This window comes from Mucilaginibacter sp. GW821-FHT07H05 (assembly GCF_059418485.1).
In genome coordinates this window covers 311,864-335,056 of record NZ_JBWKPY010000009.1, presented here as the reverse complement: position 1 = coordinate 335,056, position 23,193 = coordinate 311,864, and the positions used below count along the sequence as shown (strand labels likewise).

Below are 23,193 nucleotides of genomic sequence, written 5' to 3'. Positions count from 1 at the left end.
CATGGTGGGCAGGCCCACGCATGCACCCTTCGACAAGCTCAGGATGACATCCTATGGTTACATCACCACTCCCTCAACCGAGTGCAGCGCTACGCGGTTACCTTCGGTATCAGTAAATACGGCCATATAGCCGTACTCCGGCGCAATCAGGGTTTTTGGGACGATGATTTTGCCTCCGGCAGGTTCTATCCGATCTACAATGGCCTGGATGTTGGGATTAGCGTTCAGATAGATCAGCGTGCCTTTGTCTGCCGATGGTGTATGGAAGCCTCCGGAATCACACAGCGTACCGCCTACGCCCTTCATCGGGTCGGTTAAGGGGAACATGCGCATTTTCATGCCAGGCATATCCATAGCATTCATGGTGATTTCAAAAATCGCTTCGTAAAATTTTTGCGCGCGGTCAATGTCGGTAGCCGGTATCTCAAACCAGCTGATGGCGTTATCAAAGGTCATATAGTTTTAGGGTTTTTAGTTTAATTTAAAGGTAGCAAAACAGAATGGACAAATGCAATCCCCCCTTTCGGGTGAGGCATGTTATTTTACCAAACACTTGTTCATATCTGCAACTCGTCGGGATATTCTGTGCCGGTACTCCGGAAGGTTATATTTTTGTTTCCATAAATTCATCACCTATGAAACCATTGATTGTATTGATTGTCGTATTTGCCATTAGCTGCGGGGTTACTGCCTTAACAGCCGGGCATATCAACTACCTGCTAAGCGGCCGCATAGCCATGGCAGCCATGTTATTGCTTACCGCCATTGGCCATTTTAAATTTGCCGATGGTATGACCATGATGATGCCGCCATTTATCCCGGCTAAAAAGCTGATGGTATGGCTTACAGGGATACTGGAAATTGCCGCGGCAATTGGTCTGCTAACTTCCCAATATCAGCTGTGCGGCAAACTGCTGATCCTGTTTTTTATACTGATACTACCCGCTAATATTTACGGCGCTATAAAAAACGTAAACCTGGAGAAAGCCGATTACAGCGGCGATGGGTTGAAATACCTGTGGTTCCGGGTACCTTTGCAGGTTTTGTTTATTGTGTGGGTTTGGTTATTAGTCATTAGTCATTAGTCATTAGTCATTAGTCATTAGTCAAAATGCCTGCGGCATTTTGACAGTCTTCACTCTTGCGTTCGGCACCAATGACCAATGACAGCAAAGCGAAATGACTAATGACCAATTTTGGCCGCCTCCCAGCCTATTATAGCTGTTTTACGGGTTGCACCCCAATGGTACTGCCCAAAATCACCGGTCGACCGGATGACCCTGTGGCAGGGGATCAGGAAAGCTACCGGGTTACTTCCTACGGCGCTGCCTACCGCCCGCGATGCTTTGGGCGATTGGATACTTTGCGCTATGGAGCCGTAATCGACCAGACCGCCCATTGGGATCCGCAGCAGCGCCTCCCACACTTTTAACTGAAATGGCGTACCCTTCAGGTGCAGTTTTACCTGGCTTAACTTCGACCAGTCCCGGGTAAAAATATATAATGCATTTTGCTGGATCGTATCAACCACCTGCCTGTAAGCAGCGTTGGGGAATTGCTCAAACAATAGTTTCAGGGCCTCCTCCTGTTCATCGGCGAAAGCCATATAACAAACACCTTTTGCTGTCGACGCGATGAGGATGGTTCCAAAAGGCGTTTCGGCAAAACTGTAATTGATCTGGAGCGACTGGCCGCCGTGTTTGTATTCGGCCGGTGTCATACCTTCAATATTCATAAACAGATCGTGCAGGCGGCCGGTGCCTGATAAGCCTGTCTCAAAAGCGGCATCGGCGAGCGTGACTTTGTTTTGCTTCAGGATGTTTTTAGCATGATCGATACTGAGATACTGCAGAAACTTCTTGGGACTGATGCCTGCCCAATCGGTAAACATGCGTTGAAAATGGTATGGACTGATATGTACCTTTTCGGCCACTTCATCCAAATTGGGCTGGGCCTTAAAATTGTCCTTTAAATAGGTGATGGCCTCGGCTATACGGTGATAATTAATTGCTTCCTGGGTTTCCATGTGCTGTAAATTTATGAAACAAAAGTATAGCGCGGGCAAATGCTATAAAACCCGAAACTTGCGATGTTTTTTTGAGTATTTTTGGCCTTCATCAACCACCGAAATGGGTTACAACAGTCTACAATCCTGCATTACCGATCTTGAAAAAAACGGGCATTTAGTCCGCATTAAACAGGAGGTTGACCCTTATCTGGAGATGGCCGCCATTCACCTGCGCGTGTTTGAGCACCAGGGGCCGGCTATCCTGTTCGAAAATGTGAAGGGCAGTCAATTCCCGGCTGTATCAAACCTGTTTGGTACGCTGGACAGGTCGCGGTTTATTTTTCGTGATACGCTGGATAAGGTAAAAACGTTGGTTGATATTAAATCCGACCCGATGCAGGCGCTGAAGCATCCGTTCAAATATGCAAACACCGCCTTGACTGCCTTCTCGGCATTGCCTATGAAAGTAGGCAAAAGCGCGCCGATCAGCTTTGGTAAAACGCAGATCAGCGCCTTGCCGCAAATCGTCAATTGGCCTATGGATGGTGGCCCCTTTATCACCATGCCGCAAGTTTATACCGAGGATGCCGACAAGCCGGGCGTAATGCATGCCAATTTGGGTATGTACCGTATCCAGTTAGCAGGAAATGAATATGTGCTGAATGATGAGATTGGCCTGCATTATCAACTGCACCGCGGTATAGGCGTGCATCAAACTAAAGCCAATGCCAAAGGGCAGCCGCTTAAAGTGAGCATATTTGTAGGCGGGCCGCCATCGCACCCGGTAGCCGCCGTAATGCCCCTGCCCGAGGGTTTATCTGAAATGACCTTTGCCGGGGCTTTGGGTAACCGCAGGTTCAGGTATTTTTACGATAATGAAGGTTTCTGCATTTCGGCCGATGCCGATTTTGTGATCACCGGAACAGTAATGCCGCACGAAAATAAACCCGAAGGCCCTTTCGGCGATCATTTGGGGTATTACAGCCTGACACATCCCTTCCCCTTGATGAAGGTACATAATGTGTATCATAAAAAGGATGCGATCTGGTCGTTCACCGTTGTTGGCCGACCGCCGCAGGAAGATACCAGCTTTGGGGCTTTGATCCACGAGATCACCGGCTCGGCACTGCCGCAGGAAATACCCGGACTGCATGCCGTTAACGCGGTAGATTCGGCGGGTGTGCACCCTTTACTATTCGCTATCGGCAGCGAACGTTATACGCCTTATATTAAAGAACGCAAGCCGCAGGAGATCCTCACTATCGCCAACCATATCTTCGGTAAAAACCAATTAAGTTTAGCCAAATACTTGTTCATTGCCGCGCAGGAGGATGATCCGGCGCTGAACGTAAATGATATTGAAGGCTTTTTAAAGCATATACTGGAACGGGTTGATTTGACCCGCGACCTGCACTTCCATACCCGCACTACGATTGATACGCTGGATTACAGCGGCAGCGGACTGAACACGGGCAGTAAAGTAGCCGTTACCGTTGCAGGAGAAGTGAAGCGGGAGTTGTGGACAGAATTACCATCGGGCTTTAGTCTGCCCAATATATTTAGCGGATTTAAGATAGCCATGCCCGGCATACTGGCTGTACAGGCGCCTAAGTACATTACCGAACAGGAAACTGAAAAACAGATAGCCATCCTGAATGATTACCTGAAAGGCCAGGATTTAAACAGCTTACCACTGATAGTTTTGTGTGATGATGCCGCATTTACTGCCCAAACCATCAACAACCTGGTTTGGGTAACCTTTACCCGCAGCAACCCATCGCACGATATTTATGGCGTTAACAGCTTCACCGAGCATAAACACTGGGGCTGTCATGGTCCGCTGATTATTGACGCGCGGATTAAACCGCATCACGCACCGGTGCTGGAGAAAGACCCGTCGGTGGAGAAACGGGTGGATGCTTTGGGGGTTAAGGGTGGTGTTTTAGCGGGGATTATATAAGTCTTAAGTCGGGAGTCGAAAGTCGAAAGTTATCTTTATTAATTATTAGATTACTCGACTTAAGACTTAGAACTTAAGACTTATTCACTGCTGTATCATCATCAGCAACTTCTGTGGCGTTTCATAAGTTCCCTGCTTATACTTTAGCGTACTAACACCCAGGCATAGCGTATCGGTTTTATTATCCTGGCTGGTAATATACATTTTGGCGCGCACATCAACCTCCTCGTCTTCCATTCTTTTTAGCCCGTCTATCACCAGCATCAGGCTATCAATAGCGGGCTTGCTTACCACATGCATCACCATGGGTTTGGGAAAGTATTTATCAAAGCTTTCGCAGGATATTTTGAACAGGGTTTGGCGGCTCAGTTCGGTATATTTAATGGTGATGGCTTTTACACTATCGCTGGGTTGTTTTTTTGGTTGGCAGGCGGTGAGGGCGATTGTTGATACAAGAAACAGGGCGAATATTCTTTTCATGTTTGATTTGCTTATGAGAGACACAAAATCTAGTGTCTCTACATTAAAAACCTAATCTCTAAAAACCTAATCTCTAATTAACTAACCTCTAATTACTTATTTCAACTCATCCAACACCCCGAACATTTTTTGCCGCATCGAACTGGTTGAACCGCTGTAGTTATTAATAATAATGGCGAAACACAATTCGCGCCCGTTTTTAGTTTGATAGCCGGCGTAGGATAGGCCGTTGTTGATGGTGCCGCTCTTCATCTTAATACCATTATAAGTGGGCAGGCTTTCGTAATAATCGGGGAACCAGGTTTCGGTTTTAACGGTTTTAAGTACTTGTGCCAGCGTTTTGGTAGTCACCCTGTCGCCAGGGGAAAGGCCGCTGCCATCAACAATATTTAGTGATTCGGGATCAATCCCGCGGGTTTTCCAAAAATCCTGCAATATTTTTACGCCATTGCTGGTTGATACAGGCTGGTTTGATTTCCAGGCCAGGGTTTTCAGTAGTTGTTCGGCATACAGGTTCACGCTTTTTTGATTGAGCCAGTAAATGATTTTGCTAAGCGCGGGTGATGTAATGGTAGTTAAATTGGTAACATTCGGTTTTGTTTGTGATGCTCCCTTAGCCATTAATGTAGCTATCGATTCCGGCTTAACCGAAGTGGGTATGCCTATACGGGTCAACGTATCGGTTAAACGGTAGGCTATGTCAAAAGCCGGATCGGGCAAGGCCAAAGAAATACTTTTTTTGGCCTGATCGGTCCCGTAAGTTCCACGTAAATAGAAAGTTTGGTTACCAACGGGCAAAAAACCGTACGACCGGTCGCCGGTACCTGCCGGGGCGTTCTGCAATTCACTTTTAAACTGGTAATAGGGCATTGCCGGTATTACCGCCGCAACAGTGATCGGTGTACCGACAGCGCCGGTATGGAATTTAATATCAAACTGGTTTTCGCGCCAGCAAAGGCCTGATGTGCCCGCGCCGTAATAATTGCCTATATCCTGCCAGATCCAGCCTTCGGGAATACTTTGTGTACCGAAGGTGGATTCATCACCCATAATTTTTCCGTTAATAGTTTTAATACCGGCCTTTTTAATCGCGGTTACCATGGCGTTCAATACGGCATTGCCTTTAGTGTTTTCCCAACGCCAGCTGCCCAGGGTTGGGTCGCCGGAGCCGGTAATGATCAGGTCGCCGTTTAATATACCGTTGGCATTAATGCTCCCCGTATAACCTAAAGTGGTTTGATACTGAAAATCCTTCCCCAGCATATAAAATGCCGTAGCCGATGTCACCGTTTTCAGGGTAGACGCGGGCGCCAGTCCCATATCAGCATTAGCGGCGTAAAGCACCTCACCGGTTTTTGCATCCAGCACCGTTAACGATGCCGATGCATAACGGCACTGGCTATCCTGTTGTAAGCGGCCAAAAACAGCCTGTAGTTTTTGCTGGAGGCTTTGTGCCGAAGCGCCTGTGGTAATAAAAAATAAACTAAGCAGTATGAGCTTCCTGATCCTCATTTTTGTTGTTACGGTTGGCTATATAGTAAATAGGTACGCCAATTAAAACGATAATTAAACCCGGCCAGGTATAATCCGATTTATATTTTAATAATAATCCGCAAAATGCTAAACCCATTAATATATAAATTGCCGGCAAATATGGGTAACCAAAAGCTTTGTAAGGGCGTTCGGCATCCGGGCGTTTTTTGCGTAAGATGAAGATCCCGAAGATGGTCAACACATAAAACAATACTACCACAAACGATATCATATCCAGCAGGTTACCATACGTACCGCTTAAACACAGGATAGCGGCTACCAAACATTGCAGCCATAAGCCAAACTCAGGCACGGCAGCTTTGTTTAACTCGCCTGTTTTTTTGAAGAACAAGCCATCCTTAGCCATGGTATAATATACGCGCGCACCAGCCAATATCAAACCGTTATTGCAGCCAAAGGTTGATACCATGATCATCACAGCGATTACTATGGTACCAATATTACCAAATATAACCGTGGACGCGGCTACCGCTACCCTATCTTTCGGGGCCGAGGCGATATCATGCAGTGGCAGCACCGCCGTATACATTACGTTAGCCGATACGTAAATGATGGTTACGATCAATGTGCCAAGGAACAAACTTAGACCGATATTCCTTTTAGGGTTTTTCATTTCGCCGGCTATAAAGGTCACGCTGTTCCAGGCATCGCTGCTGAAGATGGAGCCCACCATTGATGCCGCTATAGCCCCCAGCGCCGCGCCGGTTGTTAAACTGGTTACTGTACCATCCTTGGCTAGGTTATGCAAGTTCCAGGCGTCGGTCCAGTTGGCTTGCCATATCTCGGGCTTCATAGCCAGCAGACCGAAAATGATCAACCCAAATAAACTCACCAGCTTGGTTAACGTAAAGGTGGTTTGGATCATCTTACCACCCTTAACACCGCGGGTATTAATAAATGTGAGTAATATAATTAACGCAATAGACACCAGTTGGGCCGCGTTTAAAGCAAATACGTGCGGGGTACCATCATCCTTAGCGCCCCAGGTAAATTGATAAAGGATATGATCTTCGCTTACGGCAGGCACCATATAAGCCAAAAACTTAGAGAAAGCCACGCCCACAGCAGCGATAGTGCCGGTTTGGATCACCGCGAAAAAACTCCAGCCATATAAAAACGCGATCAGTTTATTGTACGATTCCTTCAGGTAGATGTATTGCCCGCCTGCTTTGGGGAACATGCCGCTTAACTCGCCATAACTTACGGCGGCGGTCAGGGTCATAAATCCGGTGATCACCCAAACGGCTATCAGCCAGCCCGACGAGCCAACATTACGAATAATATCGGCGCTTACAATAAATATCCCCGACCCGATCATGGACCCGGCAACCAGCATGGTACCATCTAAAAGGCCCAGTGCGTGTTTTAATTTTGGTTTTTCTGTACTTTCCTGCATTAGTGATTATGGTTTAAAGCCCTAAGCTATCCAAAAAAAACATTTTTTTAGTATTTGTCAGCGATTAATTACGTTATCCCCCTATTAAAAACAACTGCGCCAATACTTCTTTTAACCGGCGGACATTACCACCTGTTTCGCTGTAAAAACCCGCAGACAGCGTTCTCTGCTGTATATTCCATATATTCTTTCCTATATTCAAAATCTACTTTCATTATTCATAAAATTTAGTTTGGTAATTTGGCATTAACCGCTATTTTTACAGCCTTTCGTTTTTTAACGTAAAAACAAAATAATAAACCTAATAGATAACTATGGATTTTTTGAACACTTACTTAATTTATCTTATTCCTGTATTCGGCCTTGTTGGGGTGCTGGCTATGGCTATCAAATCGGCCTGGGTTAGCAAACAACCATCAGGCGATGCCAACATGAACGAGCTGGCCGGCTACATTGCCGACGGCGCCATGGCATTCCTGCGCGCCGAGTGGAAGATCCTGAGCTACTTTGTAGTTGTGGCAGGTTTACTGTTAGCCTGGTCGGGCACTACGGTAGCTACATCAAGTCCGGTTATCGCTGTTTCTTTTTTAATCGGCGCGTTTTTATCGGCTTTTGCCGGTTACCTGGGCATGCGCATCGCTACCAAAGCTAACGTGCGTACTACACAGGCTGCCCGTACCAGTTTGGCGCAGGCGCTTAAAGTATCGTTTACAGGCGGTACGGTAATGGGCTTAGGCGTTGCCGGTTTGGCCATTATTGGTTTAGGATCGTTATTTATTGTGTTTTACCAAATGTATGTGGTTAATGTTACCGGCAGCAGCGTAAACGGCGAAGCTATGGCTAAAGCGCTTGATGTGTTAGCAGGTTTCTCGTTAGGTGCCGAGTCTATCGCATTATTCGCCCGCGTAGGCGGCGGGATCTATACCAAAGCTGCCGACGTTGGCGCCGATTTGGTGGGTAAGGTAGAAGCCGGTATCCCCGAGGATGATGTGCGTAACCCGGCTACCATTGCCGATAACGTAGGTGATAACGTAGGCGACGTTGCCGGTATGGGCGCCGACTTGTTCGGATCGTACGTGGCTACTATGCTGGCTACCATGGTGCTTGGCCGCGAGATTGTTTCGCACGATAACTTTGGCGGTATTGCCCCGGTTTTATTGCCGATGGTAATTGCAGGTTTAGGTTTGATCTTCTCTTTGGTTGGCGCTTCATTTGTGCGCATTAAAGCCGAAACCGACAGTGTACAAAAGGCGCTGAATATAGGTAACTGGTCGTCCATTGTATTTACAGCTATCGCTACTTATTTTGTAGTGAACTGGATGCTGCCCGACGGCCCAATGCACCTGACCCGTGATTTGATCCCGGGAACGGAAACTCTAAAAGAAGGTGTTGCCGAATACACTAAAACAGGTGTTTACCTGGCTATCTTAGTGGGTTTAGTGGTGGGCACCTTAATGTCTATCATTACCGAATACTATACCGCTATGGGCAAACGCCCGGTGCTGAGCATCATCAGGCAGTCGTCAACAGGTCATGCTACCAACATTATCGGTGGTTTGGCCGTAGGTATGGAATCAACCGTGCTGCCGATTTTAGTTTTGGCGGCTGGTATTTACGGCTCATACCATTGCGCGGGTTTATACGGCGTATCTATTGCCGCTGCAGGTATGATGGCTACTACGGCCATGCAATTAGCTATCGACGCGTTTGGCCCCATTGCCGATAACGCCGGCGGTATTGCCGAAATGAGCCAACTGCCCGAAGAAGTGCGCCACCGCACCGATAACCTGGATGCCGTAGGTAACACTACCGCCGCTACGGGTAAAGGTTTCGCTATTGCTTCGGCTGCGTTGACCTCACTGGCCTTATTTGCCGCCTTTGTGGGTGTTGCGGGTATTGAGCATATTGATATTTATAAGGCCGATGTTTTGGCCGGTTTGTTTATAGGCGGGATGATCCCGTTCATCTTCTCGGCTTTGTGTATCTCGGCTGTTGGCCGTGCGGCCATGGCGATGGTGGAAGAAGTTCGCCGCCAGTTCCGCGAGATCCCGGGTATTATGGAGCATAAAGCCAAACCCGAGTACGAGAAATGTGTGGAGATCTCTACCAAAGCCTCTATCCGCGAGATGGTGGCCCCGGGTATGATCGCCCTGATCACCCCTATCATCATCGGGTTCTCTTTCGGGCCCGAAGTATTGGGTGGTTTATTGGCCGGTGTAACGGTATCTGGTGTGCTGATGGGGATTTTCCAAAGCAACGCCGGCGGCGCATGGGACAATGCTAAAAAATCATTTGAAAAAGGCGCCGAAATTAACGGCGAAATCTACTACAAAAAATCAGAGCCGCACAAAGCATCGGTTACAGGTGATACCGTTGGCGATCCGTTCAAGGACACTTCGGGCCCATCAATGAATATCCTGATCAAGCTGATGTCAATCGTGTCGCTGGTTATCGCGCCGCATTTAAACAAAGCTGAAGTTCAGAAAAGCGCAAACATCCAAAAGGAAATGCAAAAACAAACGCTGACCGCGCATGTGATCAGGGTTGATAAAAAGGGGTAATCGCCTTAAAACAAAAACGGGTGCCAATGGCACCCGTTTTTGTTTTATACCAACCCGTCATTGCGAGCGATAGCGTGACAATCCGTTGACAGAGCCGGTAGGTATATCAATGGGAGTCCGCTCAATTGCCACCGGAGAGATTGTTCTTTTTCTTGATAAAAAGAACCAAAAATCAAGACAGCGGAAATGCTTCCTTTGCCGCACATGGCCTTTGCCCGCATCATGCAAAACCACGGGCCGCAAGAATTTGCCCCTGCTCTCGCTCGCACATGGCCAGGCTTCAGGCAAATTCGCGTCTCCCTTCCACCCGCAGGCCACCATCGTTTTGCCTGATCTTTCCGGAAGCCGTACCGCTGTCGGGGACGAGAAACGGAGCTTCGCTCCGCCCGGCCGAAGGCCGACGAAAAGAGCGTTGGCCTGTCAAAAAAGCGGGCCAGCGGTGGCGGGAATGCCTGTGGCAACCGCCTCCGGCGAGAAGTTGCCACAGCAGGGCGGGTTGAAGCTTTTTTTTGACTTGATTTTTTTGGTTACTTTTTTTATCAAGAAAAAAAGTAACAGCCCTCCGCGGCAATTGAGCGGACTGACGTTCATTACAGCACAATCGCCTGATGAAAACAGCTCTGCTAACCGAGGATTGCTTCGTACCCTTACAAGCAATGACGGGGTGGTTATGTTGGGACAGCGAAACCCCTCCCTGCCACTACTAATCCCCACCACACCCCTCCCAAGGGAGGGAACTGAGTTAGTGGCTTTGCTTAGCGAATATTGCTTCGTACCCCGCAAACACGAGGTGCGGAATTACAAATTCCCCATTAAATAACTCTGGATCTGATTGCAGCTGATGAGGAACGGTTTATGATTGATCACCAGGGCCATTTGCTGTCCGCTGATGGTGTATGAACCGCTGATATGACTGCCTAAAACGGGCACATCAATACTGCCAGAGTTTTCATCGCCGTTGAAAGTTCCGTTTTGCCCGGCTACTTTGCTTTTTAGTTTCTGGATTAATGAACCTGCAGGTTCGTTAAAGTCGATAGTGAGGTTACATGCCATGGTAGATAGATTTTGTTATGGCAAGTTTAGGATTTTTTTAGGATTTCACGGATTTTAAGTTTGATTTCACAGATTTAATCCGTGGCACATTTAATCCATCACACATCCTCTCCCCTTAAACTTGCGCCAGTAAAGGCCAGTAAAGCAGGAACCATAATTTGTCATTCTGAGCAATAGCGAAGAATCTGCCGTAAGCAGAGCGGCTATGCTAATCCTGAATGTAAAGCGAGAGATTCTTCGCTATCAGAATGACAAGGGGTTGCAGCATAGCCCCGCTCACCCTAAACCCGACAGCAGCGGAAACCCCACAGCGAAGTGCAGCGTAGTGAGGAGTTGCAGCGGATGGCGGGACTACCGTCTGCCATGAAACACTGACGTTCATTTTCAAAGCCCCCCAGCCCCCTAAAGGGGGAGTAGGATTAGCACGCTTCATTTGCACATCCGCACATTTGCATATCTGCACATTTATTTCGGCATCAAAGCCTATACTGTTAGTTTACAGCAGTAAGCCGATACAAATCATCATATAATTTGGTTTAAAACTGGTTTGTTACATACCCCGCTTTTGCATATCAATAAAATTAATTAGGTTTGGGGGACATGAACAAACTTTACATTTAAACTAAACAATGAAGTTATTTATTAAGAAACCTATTAAGCTACTGATGGCAGCATCGGTTGAAACAGAGAACAGCTTAAAAAGAACGCTTGGCGTAGGCTCGCTGATTGCCCTGGGTATTGGCGCTATTATTGGCGCGGGTATTTTTGTGCGTACCGCAGCAGCAGCCGGCGAACATGCCGGCCCGGCCGTAACCATCTCATTTTTAATTGCAGCCGCAGGCTGCGCGCTGGCCGGCCTTTGCTATGCCGAGTTTGCCAGTATGATCCCTATCGCCGGTTCGGCTTATACTTACAGTTACGCTACCATGGGCGAGTTCATCGCCTGGATCATCGGCTGGGATTTGGTGCTGGAATATGCACTGGGTGCCGCTACTGTGGCCATTGGCTGGTCGCAATACTTTAACGAGTTTTTAACAACGTTTTTTCATTGGCATATTCCGTATGCGTGGTCGCATTCGTTTATGGAAACTTCAAACACTACCAGCGGCATGTACGCCAACGAGTTTGGGGTACAAGGTATAGTAAACCTACCTGCTATATTAATTTTGTTCCTGTTAACACTGCTATTAATTCGCGGTACGGCAGAATCGGCTATGGTGAATAACATTATCGTAGTAGTAAAAGTGGCTATCGTATTAATGATCATCGCTTTAGGATGGCACTTCATTAACCCGGCTTTCCACACACCATATACAATCCCTGCTGATGCCGGCACAGTAAAGGTGAGCGCGGGTGTTGTTAATTACGCTGATACGTTTAACCACGGCTGGCTCGGTGTATTAAGGGGCGCAAGTGTGGTATTCTTTGCTTTCATCGGTTTCGACGCGGTATCTACTGCTGCACAGGAAGCCAAAAACCCGCAAAGGGATATGCCTAAAGGTATCCTGATCTCATTAGCTATTTGCACCGCGCTTTATATCTTGTTCTCGCACGTGCTTACCGGTTTAGTATCTTATAAAGACTTCCTGATCCAGGGTAAAGAGGCGTCGGTTAGTTATGCTATTAAAACGGCTATGCCGGGTTATGGCTGGTTAGCTTCGTTTGTTACGGTATCTATTTTAGCTGGTTTCTCGTCGGTAATACTGGTGATGTTAATGGGCCAAACCCGCGTGTTTTATACCATGAGCACCGATGGTTTAATACCAAAAGTATTCTCAAGTTTACACCCTAAATTCCGCACACCTTACAAATCGCAATGGTTATTTTTTGGTTTCGTGTCGATATTTGCAGGTTTTATCCCTGATAAATATGTGGGCGATATGGTGAGTATTGGTACTTTATTTGCGTTTGTGTTAGTTTGTCTTGGTATCTTTATTTTAAGGAGAACAGACCCTGATATTGTACGTCCATTTAAAACCCCCTGGTACATGGTGGTTTGTCCGCTGGGTGCATTGATTTGCTTGTGTATGATTGCCAGCGAAGGCTGGGAAAACTGGGCACGTTTAATTGGCTGGTTGCTGATAGGCTTTATCATCTATTTCGGTTACTCGGTTAAACGCTCGCATGTGCGCCACGGCAAGGTTGAAACGCCAACCGACCCGATCAACCCTAAATACGTAGAATAATATCTCCGCATAGTTTTAGCAAAAAAGGTTCTGAAATTCAGAACCTTTTTTGTTTTTATAGCCTGGTGAGTATTGGCTTGAATGATAACATGCTGATTCTTTTTACCCGCTTTTGATATTTTAATTGCATTTTATGATTAGCTTTAGGTTACACGCCAAAGAAAAACGCTGATATATGAGCTACTTTACCTTCGATCCCCGGCAGATCCTCTCCGTTACCATGATCCTGTTCGCCATTATTGATATATTGGGCGCTATCCCTATCGTGATCGATCTGCGCCAGCGCGTAGGCCATATCGAATCGGAAAAAGCATCGCTGGCCGTGCTGGCCCTCATGATCGTTTTCCTGTTTGTGGGTGAAGAATTACTGAAGGTGATTGGCCTGGATATCCCGTCGTTTGCCATAGCAGGTTCGCTGGTGATATTTATTATCGCCATGGAAATGATTTTAGGCATTAAGTTTTTCAAGGAGGAAATGTCGTCTACAGCATCTATTGTCCCCCTGGCTTTCCCGCTGATAGCCGGCGCCGGTACCATGACTACGTTACTATCCCTGAAATCTCAGTACCAAACTCAAAATATTATTGTGGGGATTGTATTAAACACCATGTTTGTTTACCTGGTGCTTAAAAACGTTAAATACCTGGAGCGGCTGTTTGGCACTACCGGTATCAATATCCTGCGTAAAGCTTTCGGGATCATTCTGCTGGCGATAGCGATAAAACTGTTCAGGACTAATACGCACTTGTAAGGCTTACCTCTCCCTTACATATCGTTTGGCCATACAACCATAACAAAAATACCTGCGTAAAGGCAACCAGAATAAGAAGGATTTCACCAGCAGACCGCGCGATACGCGCCGGTCTAAAGCAGACTTACATTTCCAACACCGTGGCATGCGTTTTAAAGCATCCCCCGTGTCGTTTTGCGATGTTATTGGTGCTTCCATAGCAAAAACATTTAATGTGTTGTTAATCAATCGTTCATACAAATATAATTTATATGGCCTACAACTTTCCGGAATGCATAAAATTTGCCAAAATCGTAAAATCCACCCGGTTAATGAGGCTGTAATTGCGCAAAAAACAATAAATATATTTATCCTTTAATATTTAATAATAAACACGTGTTATTTTTATGATATTGCTAAATATTTGTGCTGTTTTTTCACCCGGATTAAAGGCTAAAAAGGCGATTTAAAGCACATAAACCCCTTTAATCCATCGGTTTTATAGGATACTTAAATACTGAAAATAGCAGTCCGCGCTCAAATTTATTACTAATTTAGCAGCCCGTTATACCGTTGCTATGTCTGTAATTGTGCTTACCTTAATTATCCTGATCGGTGCTTATTTTGCTGGTTTATTAGGGTCGTTAACTGGTTTGGGTGGTGGTTTTATTATTATCCCTCTGCTTACTTTGGGTTTGCATGTCAATATCCATTATGCAATCGGCGCCTCGCTTATCTCGGTTATTGCTACGTCATCGGGTTCGGCGGCGGCTTATGTAAAAGAAGGCATTACCAATATCCGCATAGGTATGTTCCTGGAGATAGCAACCACCATTGGCGCCATAGCCGGGGCTATGCTGGCTTTGCATATTCAAACACATTATATCGCTATCATCTTCGGTTTAATACTGGCTTTTTCGGCAGTGATGTCGTTAATAAAAAAAGTACAGGTGATATCAGCAGAGGGCAGCCCGGCCGCTGCCAAACTAAAGCTGAACGGCAGCTACCCTACCGCCGATGGCCCGGTAAACTACGGCGTGCGTAATGTGGGCGGCGGCTTTTTGATGATGATATTTGCCGGTACCATATCCGGCCTGCTGGGCATCGGCTCGGGGGCGCTTAAAGTGGTAGCTATGGATACCATTATGCGGATCCCTTTTAAGGTATCAACCACTACCAGTAATTTTATGATAGGCGTTACAGCAGCTGCCAGCGCCGTGGTTTACCTGCAGCGTGGTTATATTGCCCCCGATGTATGTATGCCGGTAGTAATCGGCGTATTATTAGGCGCTTTAAGCGGATCAAAAATACTGGTGCATACCAAATCGTCGGGCTGGCTGCGCTGGGTATTTACCATTGTGGTTGGGGTACTGGCTTTCCAGATGATCTATAACGGCATAACAGGTAAAATATAATGGCGGCACAACCTAACTTTAAGGATAAGGATATGCAGGTGATCATTGGCTGGGTGTTGCGCCTGGGCGTCATCATTTCCATGGCTATCGTATTTTTGGGTGGCATTGTATACCTGTACCGCCACGGCCATAGCATCCCCGATTATACCGTATTTAAAGGCGTGCCCGATTTTGTACACCCGTCGGGCATCATCAATGGCATTATGGCTTTCAGGGGCCGGGCTATTATACAAGCGGGGATTATTCTGCTGATTGCGACCCCCGTATTACGGGTACTTTTCTCGGCCATAGGTTTTATTATAGAGAAAGACCGCCTGTATACGGTGATCAGTCTTACCGTATTACTCATCATTTTTATCAGTATACTGAGCGGGCACGCGGGTTAGTAAGCGATTATTATATGCGATAGCTTAGCTGAGATAAGGATTTATCTGTAAAATTTTCAGCGCATTATGGTATAATTATAAACAGACCTATAATTATTTTAAGTTTGTAACAAATTAACCCCGATGAGAAAACTGCTTTCTTTGTTATTGACCTTACTGTCTGTATCAGCCGTTTACGCGCAAACAGAACCTGCAAACTACGCGGCAGCCATTAGTAAATTCAAGACTTTTTATAACAACAATAAACCCGACAGCATTTACAATATGTTTGGCACCGAAATGCGTGCCGCTGTTAGTAAAGAGCAGATCGGTCAGCTTAAAAGCCAGCTTGGCACCTTAAACCAAATTACGTTTACTGCTTTTACCGCCCCTACGGCTACTTACAATGCAGCCTTTCAAAACGGCCCCCTGGTGGTCAGTTTATCTTTAAACAAAGACAATCAGATCATCGGCCTTGGTTTACGCCCGGCCGAACATGTGGCTACCCCAACCGTATCCAACGACGACCCTACTTTAACCGAAACCCCCATATCGCTAAAAGTATTTACCGGCAATATTTCGGGTACGTTAACCATGCCTAAAAACGCCACCGGGAAAATTCCGGTAGTACTAATCATAGCCGGATCGGGCCCTACCGATAGGGATGGCAACAGCGTGCTTGGTGTTAGCGGATATACTTATAAGCTGATGGCCAACGCGCTGGGCAAAAACGGCATTGCCAGTTTACGTTATGATAAACGCGGCATTGGCAAAAGTATCACCAGCACCAAGGAAAAAGATCTGCGTTTTGAAGATTATGCCGACGACGCTATTGCCCTGGTAGGTATGCTGCATAACGACGAACGCTTTTCAAAAGTGATTGTAATGGGGCACAGCGAAGGTTCGCTGGTGGGTATGCTGGCTTCGGATGATCAGCCTGTAAACGGTTATATTTCTTTAGCAGGCGCGGGCGACCGGATAGACAAGATCATGATAGAGCAGATGAAAAGCAAGCCTGATTTTTTACAGGATGCTTTTAAAGTAATTGTTGATAGCTTAAGAAAAGGCAAATTTACCGACCGGGTTGACCCATCCCTGTATTCGCTTATCCGCCCAAGCGTACAACCATATATCTTATCGTGGATGATGCACGACCCTATCCGCGAGATCAAAAAATTAAAGATCCCTATCCTGATCGTTCAGGGTACCACCGATATCCAGGTGAGCGTTGCCGATGCCGAAAAACTGAAGAAAGCAAAATCAGACGCCACATTGCTGATCATCCCCGGCATGAACCACATTTTAAAGGAAGCGCCCGCAGATCGTGAAAAAAATGCGGAGACTTATAAAGACCCTAACCTACCCCTGAAACCGGAGTTGGTTACCGGTGTGGTGAACTTTATTAATAAGTTGAAGTAAGCGATCAGACTCTACTTCTATGCCCCGGATGGGGCTACCTGTTTGTAGCGTATAATTATCTCACAATATAGTGCCCCGTAGGGGTTACCCACAGTGTACAATTATAAATGCAGAAGGGTAACCCCTACGGGGCATGAACTAATTTGGTTGTTTTTCTACAAACAGGTAGCCCCATCCGGGGCATAGAAGGGATTTTCAAAGCATAAGTAATCAGTTTCGCTAAGATTTATCTATCTACTGCCACGCCCCCAGCAACCGCCTGATCACAATGATCTCGGCTGTATGATACGCGGTATGGTCGGCAATCTGCAAGGCTTCACGTAATATAGTTTGACCAGTGCCATGCGCGATAGGCTCATAAATATCCGCGATTTTCAACAATTGGATAAACGCGTCCAAATCGGCATCTATTTGTTTAAGGGCATTATTCCAGGCGTCGTTATCAGTCGGCGCAGCTTGTTTAGGCCAGTATTCATCAGGCCATTCGGGCGATTGATGGTTGCCATCCTTGCTAAACTCCAGCATATCCCATTGGGCAATCCTGATATGCTCTACCAGTTGCCAAATGGTATAGGGCAGGTTACCTGCTTTAGCGCCGCGTAATTCGGGCGGCAGGCCGGCTAATGCTTTTTTCAGGCCGGCATGGGCGCTCCCGCCTTTCAGCAGCGATGCCAGTTCGTTTATCAATGTGGTTTCTTGCTTATCCATATCCAAAACAACAAAATCAAATTCAAATAGTTGCTTCATTTTTATTTAAGAAACATCCAACCGTAAAAATTTCAGTTAAAAGTTTTAAGTTTATCTCGCAATCAAAATTTTAAACCGGTGATCAAAAAACTGCTTTCGTTAACCCTTATTGTATTAGTTGTTTACAGCTGTAAAAAAGACAATATGAATGCGGATAATTCCGCTAAAGACAATGATGCCTTTGCCGCCTACGAAACACATTTTTTGGAGGCGTTGTGGAAACTCAACCCGGATTGGGCCACCAATGAGGGCTATCATAAATACGATAGCTTAATGGTTATCCCTAATTCATCCAGCCGTTCGGCTATGATCAATTTCACCAAAGTGCAAATGGATTCGCTGGCCAAATATAACCCCGGCATACTTTCAGAGAGTTACCGCATGGATTATAAACTGATCCAAAACCAGCTGGATGCCGCCCAATGGGCCATTCAGCAGGAAAAAGCTTACGAATGGAACCCGGGCGAATACAACGTAATAGGCACCTTTGCTAAAATATTGAACGAAAATTATGCCCCGCTCCCCAAACGCCTGCGCAATTTTTACCAGCGGATGCAATTTATACCGGCCTATTATAAAGAAGCCCAAAAGCAGATAAAAAACCCGGTGCCCGAATTGACCACCCTGGCGGCCGACCAGATGAGCGGCGGCGTTAGTGTGATAGAGAAAGATTTTGCCGATTCGCTTAAAAAAACCAATATCCCCGAGGCCGAGCAAAAACTGATGCTGGCCCGCGCGCAGGCATCGGCCGATGTGATTAAAAACTTCGCCGCCTGGTTAAAGAACCTGAAGAACGACCACCCCCGCAGTTTCAGATTAGGCAAAGAACTTTACGAAGCCAAGTTTAAGTTCAATATCCAATCATCAGGCACGGCGCAGCAATTGTATAACGCCGCCATGGAGCGCAAAAAGGAATTGCACGGCTATATGAACAAACTCAGCATTAAGCTTTGGCCTAAATATTTCGGCAAAAAACCAATGCCAAAAGATAGTCTGCAACTGATTGCCCAAATGATCGATACCCTATCGGTTAAACACGTAAAACCCGAAGAGTTTCAATCGGCCATTGAAAAGCAGATCCCGCTGCTGGTATCCTACATCAAAGCCAAAAACCTGCTGACGCTGGATGATAGCAAACCCCTGGTTATCCGCAAGGAACCGGCTTATATGGCTGGTGTAGCCGGGGCCTCTGTCAGCTCGCCGGGGCCGTATGATAAAAACGGGAACACTTATTATAATGTAGGCAGCCTGGCCGGATGGGCTCCCGAAAAAGCCGAAAGCTACCTGCGCGAATACAACCAGTACATTTTACAGATCCTGTGTATCCACGAGGCTATCCCCGGGCATTATACGCAACTGGTATACGCCAATAAATCGCCAAGTTTAATTAAATCTGTTTTAGGCAACGGCGCTATGATTGAAGGCTGGGCCGTTTACACCGAACAAATGATGCTGGAAAGCGGCTTTGGCAATAACGAGCCCGAAATGTGGTTGATGTGGTACAAATGGAACTTACGCTCGATATGTAATGCCATATTGGATTATAGCGTGCACACCGGCACTATGGATAAAGAGGCCACCATTAAATTCCTGACCAAAGAGGCCTTCCAGCAACAGGCCGAAGCCGAAGGCAAGTGGCGCAGGGTAAGTGTTACCAGCGTTCAGTTAACCAGCTATTACAGCGGCTACAAAGAAATTATGGACCTGCGCAACGCCTGGAAACAAAAAATGGGCGATAAATACACCGTTAAAGATTTTAACGAGAAGTTTTTAAGTTACGGCAGCGCTCCGGTTAAATATATTAAGGAAAGCATGATGGATGTTAAGGCCACAACTGATAGTAAATAAAGAGTAAGTTGATGCCGGCAAACCAATAAAAATTAAACAATAAAATTAGGATTGATTGTTATAATGTAATTATGTTTGTACAAACACTTATAACCGATCATGACATCTATGATAAAAAGAGTTTTTCCTGCCATACTATTGGTATTGTTGTGCGGTATAATAAAAGCGCAACAATACAACATCGGTACTTATAACCTGCGGTACGCCAACGCAAGCGATTCTGCCAAAGGAAATGGTTGGGGGTTACGCTATCCGGTGATTGCCAACTTAATTAAGTTTAACGACCTGGATATTTTTGGTACGCAGGAAGGTCTGTATCCTATGCTAAACAACCTGAACGATAGCCTGCCCGGTTATAAATGGATTGGTGTTGGCCGTGATGGTGGCGAAAAGGGTGAGCACTCTGCCATATTTTACAAAACAACAAAGTTTAAATTATTGAAAAGCGGCAGCTTCTGGTTGTCGCCTACCGACACCGAACACCCCAACGTAGGCTGGGATGCGGCATTAACCCGGGTTTGCACCTGGGCCCAGCTAAAAGATATTAAAAGCGGGTTTGTGTTTAACTTTTTTAACGTGCATATGGATCATGTGGGCGTGATAGCCCGTCGCGAAAGCGCTAAACTCATTATGGCTAAAATGCAGCAGATGGTGGCGGGGGTACCAACCATCTTAACAGGCGATTTTAATGTCGACCAAAATTCGGATGCTTATAAAACCATTAACGATTCGGGCCTGCTAACCGATTGCTATACATTATCGCCTGTTAAACTGGCCGGTAACAATACATTCAATAGCTTTAATATCAACCTTAAAAACACAGGCGCACGTATCGATCATATTTTTATCACCAAAGGATTTAAAGTGAACCGTTACGCCATCCTAACTAATACGTTTAACGGCCATGTACCGTCAGACCATTACCCGGTTGTGGTGGTTTTGAGTCATTAGTATGAAAGTAAAAAGTCCGAAGTGCCAATCAAATTGACCAGACTTCGGACTTCAATCTTAAGACTTCAGACTTAAACAACTATCTCCAGTAACCGCCAATCCAAACATAACCATGATGGCGACGGTCCCAATGGCCGGGCACCCATATAGCGCGCGGGCGGGGCGGGGCGGCCCAATAGCCTCCATGCCAGGCATAAGTACGGCCATTCGGCCTCCAATCTTCTTCAACCCACACATGCCTTGGTGACGGCGGCGGCGGGCGATGCACTACTACCCTGTTTACCGGGCGGCCTAAACGCGCCCTTACAACTATTTGCGCATCACTAACGCTAACGGTAGCTGCTAAAGCCGCGGCAACCATTAAACCTTTCCATACAGTTTTCATAAAGTATCAATTAGTTTTATTGCTATTTATGACAAATAAAACAGCTGTTGGTTTAATTTTTTTAGTCCATGGACTATGGTCTATAGTCCATGGACTAAAAAATATTTATCTTCGTTCCCATGTCGCCAGTTGAAGCCAAACAACGTATTGAAGCCCTTTCGCAGGAATTAAAGCAGCACAGTTATAACTACTACGTGCTGGCTATGCCTGCCATATCCGATTTTGAATTTGATAAAAAGCTGGAAGAACTTTTCGCGCTGGAAAAGCAATTCCCCGAGTTTTTATCGCCTGATTCCCCTACCCAAAAAGTGGGTGGCGAGGTTACTAAGGAGTTTCAGACCGTGCGGCACCGCTGGCCCATGTTATCCTTAGGCAATACCTATAACGAGCAGGAACTGATTGATTTCGATCAGCGGATTCGCAAAGCCATCGGCGATAATTTTGAATATGTGGTGGAGCTGAAATACGACGGCCTGAGCATGAGCCTTACCTATAAAGGCGGCGAACTGCTGCGTGCCGTTACCCGTGGCGATGGCGTACAGGGCGATGATGTAACATCCAACATCCGCACCATACATAATGTGCCCAAAAAGCTAAAAAACGGTAATTACCCCGATGAGTTTGAGATCCGCGGCGAGGTATTTATGCACCTGAAGGCCTTTGAGCGCCTGAATAACGAACGGATAGAAAACGGCGAAGTGCCTTACGCCAATCCCCGCAACTTTGCATCGGGCACGGTTAAATTGCAGGACAGTACCGAGGTGGCCAAACGCCCGCTGGATTGTTTCCTGTACTTCCTGTATACCGAAAAGCAACTGTTTAAAACCCATTGGGAAAGTCTGCAGGCGGTAAAAAGCTGGGGCTTCCATGTAAACGAGCATAATAAACTGTGCAGTACCATTGACGATGTGCTGCAATTTATCACCTATTGGGATAAGGAACGTTACAACCTGAGTTACGATATCGACGGTATTGTGATTAAGGTAAATAACTACAGCCAGCAGCAGGAGTTGGGCTTTACGGCCAAATCGCCGCGCTGGGCTATCTCCTATAAATTTAAAGCCGAGCGTGTTGAGACCGAATTACTAGCCGTTACCTACCAGGTAGGGCGCACCGGCGCGGTTACGCCGGTGGCTAATTTAAAACCGGTATTACTGGCTGGCACCACCGTAAAACGCGCCACCCTGCACAATGCCGACGAAATAACCGAGCGCCTTAAACTGCACGAAGGCGATACAGTTTACGTAGAAAAAGGCGGCGAGATCATCCCTAAAATTATCAGCGTAAACGAGGCCAAGCGCAAGCCAGGCGCCGAACCGATAAAATACCTGACCAATTGCCCGGTTTGCGGCACCTTATTAATACGCAAGGAAGGCGAAGCGGCCTTTTACTGCCCCAACGATGAGGGCTGCGCCCCGCAGATCACCGGGAAAATGCAGCACTTTATTGGCCGCAAAGCCATGAATATTGATGGCCTGGGCGATGAAACCATCAACACGCTATACAATAAAGGCTTTATTTGCCACATCAGCGATTTGTACGAACTGCATACCCACGTTGATGAATTAAAGCAGATGGACCGTTTTGGCGAGCAATCCATTAATAACATGCTGGATGGGATTGAGAAATCGAAACAGATGCCGTTTGAGAAGGTGCTGTTTGGCTTAGGCATCCGTTATGTGGGCGAAACGGTGGCCAAAAAGCTGGTGGCGCATTTCAAAACTATTGATAACCTGATGGCGGCCTCCTTAGAAGAACTAACCGCCACCGAAGAAATAGGCGAACGCATAGCCCAAAGCCTGATAGAGTATTTCGGCGATGAAGCCCACCGGGAACAGATAGAAAAACTACGCGCGCAAGGCCTGCAATTTGTAGCCGAAGACAAGGAAGTAGTATTGGCCAGTGATAAGTTATCAGGTATGAGTTTTATCATTTCGGGCACATTTGAGCAATTCTCGCGCGATGAACTGAAGGATATGATTGAGGCCAATGGCGGCAAGATCCTGAGCAGTATCTCAGCCAAACTGAATTACCTGGTAGCCGGTGATAATATGGGCCCAGCTAAGTTGGAGAAGGCCACCAAGCTGAATATCCCTATTATTAGCGATGCGGAGTTATTGGAGATGATTGGGTAA

20 protein-coding genes are annotated in these 23,193 nt (G+C 46.5%); 12 read left to right on the top strand and 8 right to left on the bottom strand.

Translation table 11 applies throughout. The features are described from left to right. Positions 1 to 57 precede the first annotated feature (57 nt). Positions 58 to 456, bottom strand: a complete 399-nt coding sequence (locus AC07M6_RS23395) for a VOC family protein (RefSeq protein WP_494893706.1) — start codon at positions 454 to 456, stop codon at positions 58 to 60. Positions 457 to 635: 179 nt separating this feature from the next. On the opposite strand from AC07M6_RS23395, the gene AC07M6_RS23390 reads away from it, so the two are divergent. Then, positions 636 to 1,085, top strand: a complete 450-nt coding sequence (locus AC07M6_RS23390; protein ID WP_494893704.1) for a DoxX family protein — start codon at positions 636 to 638, stop codon at positions 1,083 to 1,085. A gap of 98 nt (positions 1,086 to 1,183) precedes the next feature. On the opposite strand, the gene AC07M6_RS23385 is transcribed toward AC07M6_RS23390, so the two are convergent. Further along, positions 1,184 to 2,026, bottom strand: a complete 843-nt coding sequence (locus AC07M6_RS23385) for a bifunctional helix-turn-helix domain-containing protein/methylated-DNA--[protein]-cysteine S-methyltransferase (protein WP_494893702.1) — start codon at positions 2,024 to 2,026, stop codon at positions 1,184 to 1,186. A gap of 103 nt (positions 2,027 to 2,129) precedes the next feature. Between AC07M6_RS23385 and AC07M6_RS23380 the strand changes: the two genes are divergently transcribed. Further along, positions 2,130 to 3,968 carry a UbiD family decarboxylase gene (locus AC07M6_RS23380; protein WP_494893700.1) on the top strand — a complete coding sequence of 613 codons (1,839 nt, stop codon included), beginning with the start codon at positions 2,130 to 2,132 and terminating at the stop codon, positions 3,966 to 3,968. 84 nt (positions 3,969 to 4,052) lie between these two features. On the opposite strand, the gene AC07M6_RS23375 is transcribed toward AC07M6_RS23380, so the two are convergent. The 3 genes from AC07M6_RS23375 to AC07M6_RS23365 all read right to left on the bottom strand — a co-directional run bounded on the left by AC07M6_RS23375 (position 4,053) and on the right by AC07M6_RS23365 (position 7,398). Next, positions 4,053 to 4,448 carry a hypothetical protein gene (locus AC07M6_RS23375; RefSeq protein ID WP_494893698.1) on the bottom strand — a complete coding sequence of 132 codons (396 nt, stop codon included), beginning with the start codon at positions 4,446 to 4,448 and terminating at the stop codon, positions 4,053 to 4,055. A 96-nt stretch (positions 4,449 to 4,544) separates the two neighbouring features. After that, positions 4,545 to 5,960, bottom strand: coding sequence for a D-alanyl-D-alanine carboxypeptidase/D-alanyl-D-alanine endopeptidase (dacB, locus tag AC07M6_RS23370; protein ID WP_494893696.1), 1,416 nt, complete (start codon positions 5,958 to 5,960; stop codon positions 4,545 to 4,547). Continuing rightward, the gene (locus tag AC07M6_RS23365) at positions 5,932 to 7,398 is read right to left on the bottom strand and encodes an APC family permease (protein ID WP_494893695.1); all 1,467 of its coding nucleotides are present in this window, start codon (positions 7,396 to 7,398) and stop codon (positions 5,932 to 5,934) included. Before AC07M6_RS23365 ends, dacB begins: the two co-directional genes overlap by 29 nt. A 314-nt stretch (positions 7,399 to 7,712) precedes the next feature. Here AC07M6_RS23365 and AC07M6_RS23360 point away from each other — a divergent pair, with 314 nt between their 5' ends. Both AC07M6_RS23360 and AC07M6_RS23355 read left to right on the top strand, forming a co-directional pair. Continuing rightward, positions 7,713 to 9,959 carry a sodium-translocating pyrophosphatase gene (locus tag AC07M6_RS23360; RefSeq protein ID WP_494893694.1) on the top strand — a complete coding sequence of 749 codons (2,247 nt, stop codon included), beginning with the start codon at positions 7,713 to 7,715 and terminating at the stop codon, positions 9,957 to 9,959. A gap of 109 nt (positions 9,960 to 10,068) precedes the next feature. Then, positions 10,069 to 10,779, top strand: coding sequence for a hypothetical protein (locus AC07M6_RS23355; RefSeq protein WP_494893693.1), 711 nt, complete (start codon positions 10,069 to 10,071; stop codon positions 10,777 to 10,779). Here the strand turns inward: AC07M6_RS23355 and AC07M6_RS23350 are convergent. Next, positions 10,758 to 11,012 carry a hypothetical protein gene (locus AC07M6_RS23350; protein WP_494893691.1) on the bottom strand — a complete coding sequence of 85 codons (255 nt, stop codon included), beginning with the start codon at positions 11,010 to 11,012 and terminating at the stop codon, positions 10,758 to 10,760. The two genes, AC07M6_RS23355 and AC07M6_RS23350, sit on opposite strands and share 22 nt — an antisense overlap. Before the next feature lie 629 nt (positions 11,013 to 11,641). Here AC07M6_RS23350 and AC07M6_RS23345 point away from each other — a divergent pair. From AC07M6_RS23345 to AC07M6_RS23325, 5 genes are all read left to right on the top strand, one after another. Beyond that, positions 11,642 to 13,198 (top strand): amino acid permease, encoded by a 1,557-nt coding sequence (locus AC07M6_RS23345; protein WP_494893690.1) that lies wholly within the window; start codon positions 11,642 to 11,644, stop codon positions 13,196 to 13,198. A 175-nt stretch (positions 13,199 to 13,373) separates the two neighbouring features. Continuing rightward, the gene (locus AC07M6_RS23340; RefSeq protein WP_494893689.1) at positions 13,374 to 13,949 is read left to right on the top strand and encodes a MarC family protein; all 576 of its coding nucleotides are present in this window, start codon (positions 13,374 to 13,376) and stop codon (positions 13,947 to 13,949) included. Positions 13,950 to 14,506: 557 nt separating this feature from the next. Further along, positions 14,507 to 15,343, top strand: a complete 837-nt coding sequence (locus tag AC07M6_RS23335) for a sulfite exporter TauE/SafE family protein (protein WP_494893688.1) — start codon at positions 14,507 to 14,509, stop codon at positions 15,341 to 15,343. After that, the gene (locus tag AC07M6_RS23330; protein WP_494893687.1) at positions 15,343 to 15,729 is read left to right on the top strand and encodes a DUF1634 domain-containing protein; all 387 of its coding nucleotides are present in this window, start codon (positions 15,343 to 15,345) and stop codon (positions 15,727 to 15,729) included. Before AC07M6_RS23335 ends, AC07M6_RS23330 begins: the two co-directional genes overlap by 1 nt. Positions 15,730 to 15,852: 123 nt before the next feature. Then, the gene (locus AC07M6_RS23325) at positions 15,853 to 17,127 is read left to right on the top strand and encodes an alpha/beta fold hydrolase (protein ID WP_494893686.1); all 1,275 of its coding nucleotides are present in this window, start codon (positions 15,853 to 15,855) and stop codon (positions 17,125 to 17,127) included. 234 nt (positions 17,128 to 17,361) lie between these two features. On the opposite strand, the gene AC07M6_RS23320 is transcribed toward AC07M6_RS23325, so the two are convergent. Continuing rightward, positions 17,362 to 17,874: a DinB family protein gene (locus AC07M6_RS23320; protein ID WP_494893684.1), complete on the bottom strand. Its 513-nt coding sequence runs from the start codon at positions 17,872 to 17,874 to the stop codon at positions 17,362 to 17,364. A 78-nt stretch (positions 17,875 to 17,952) separates the two neighbouring features. Here AC07M6_RS23320 and AC07M6_RS23315 point away from each other — a divergent pair, with 78 nt between their 5' ends. Further along, positions 17,953 to 19,722 (top strand): DUF885 domain-containing protein, encoded by a 1,770-nt coding sequence (locus AC07M6_RS23315; RefSeq protein WP_494893683.1) that lies wholly within the window; start codon positions 17,953 to 17,955, stop codon positions 19,720 to 19,722. Positions 19,723 to 19,830: 108 nt separating this feature from the next. Beyond that, positions 19,831 to 20,673, top strand: a complete 843-nt coding sequence (locus AC07M6_RS23310; protein WP_494893682.1) for an endonuclease/exonuclease/phosphatase family protein — start codon at positions 19,831 to 19,833, stop codon at positions 20,671 to 20,673. Positions 20,674 to 20,752: 79 nt separating this feature from the next. On the opposite strand, the gene AC07M6_RS23305 is transcribed toward AC07M6_RS23310, so the two are convergent. Beyond that, the gene (locus tag AC07M6_RS23305) at positions 20,753 to 21,058 is read right to left on the bottom strand and encodes a hypothetical protein (RefSeq protein WP_494893680.1); all 306 of its coding nucleotides are present in this window, start codon (positions 21,056 to 21,058) and stop codon (positions 20,753 to 20,755) included. A 119-nt stretch (positions 21,059 to 21,177) separates the two neighbouring features. On the opposite strand from AC07M6_RS23305, the gene ligA reads away from it, so the two are divergent. Continuing rightward, positions 21,178 to 23,193 (top strand): NAD-dependent DNA ligase LigA, encoded by a 2,016-nt coding sequence (gene ligA, locus AC07M6_RS23300; RefSeq protein WP_494893678.1) that lies wholly within the window; start codon positions 21,178 to 21,180, stop codon positions 23,191 to 23,193.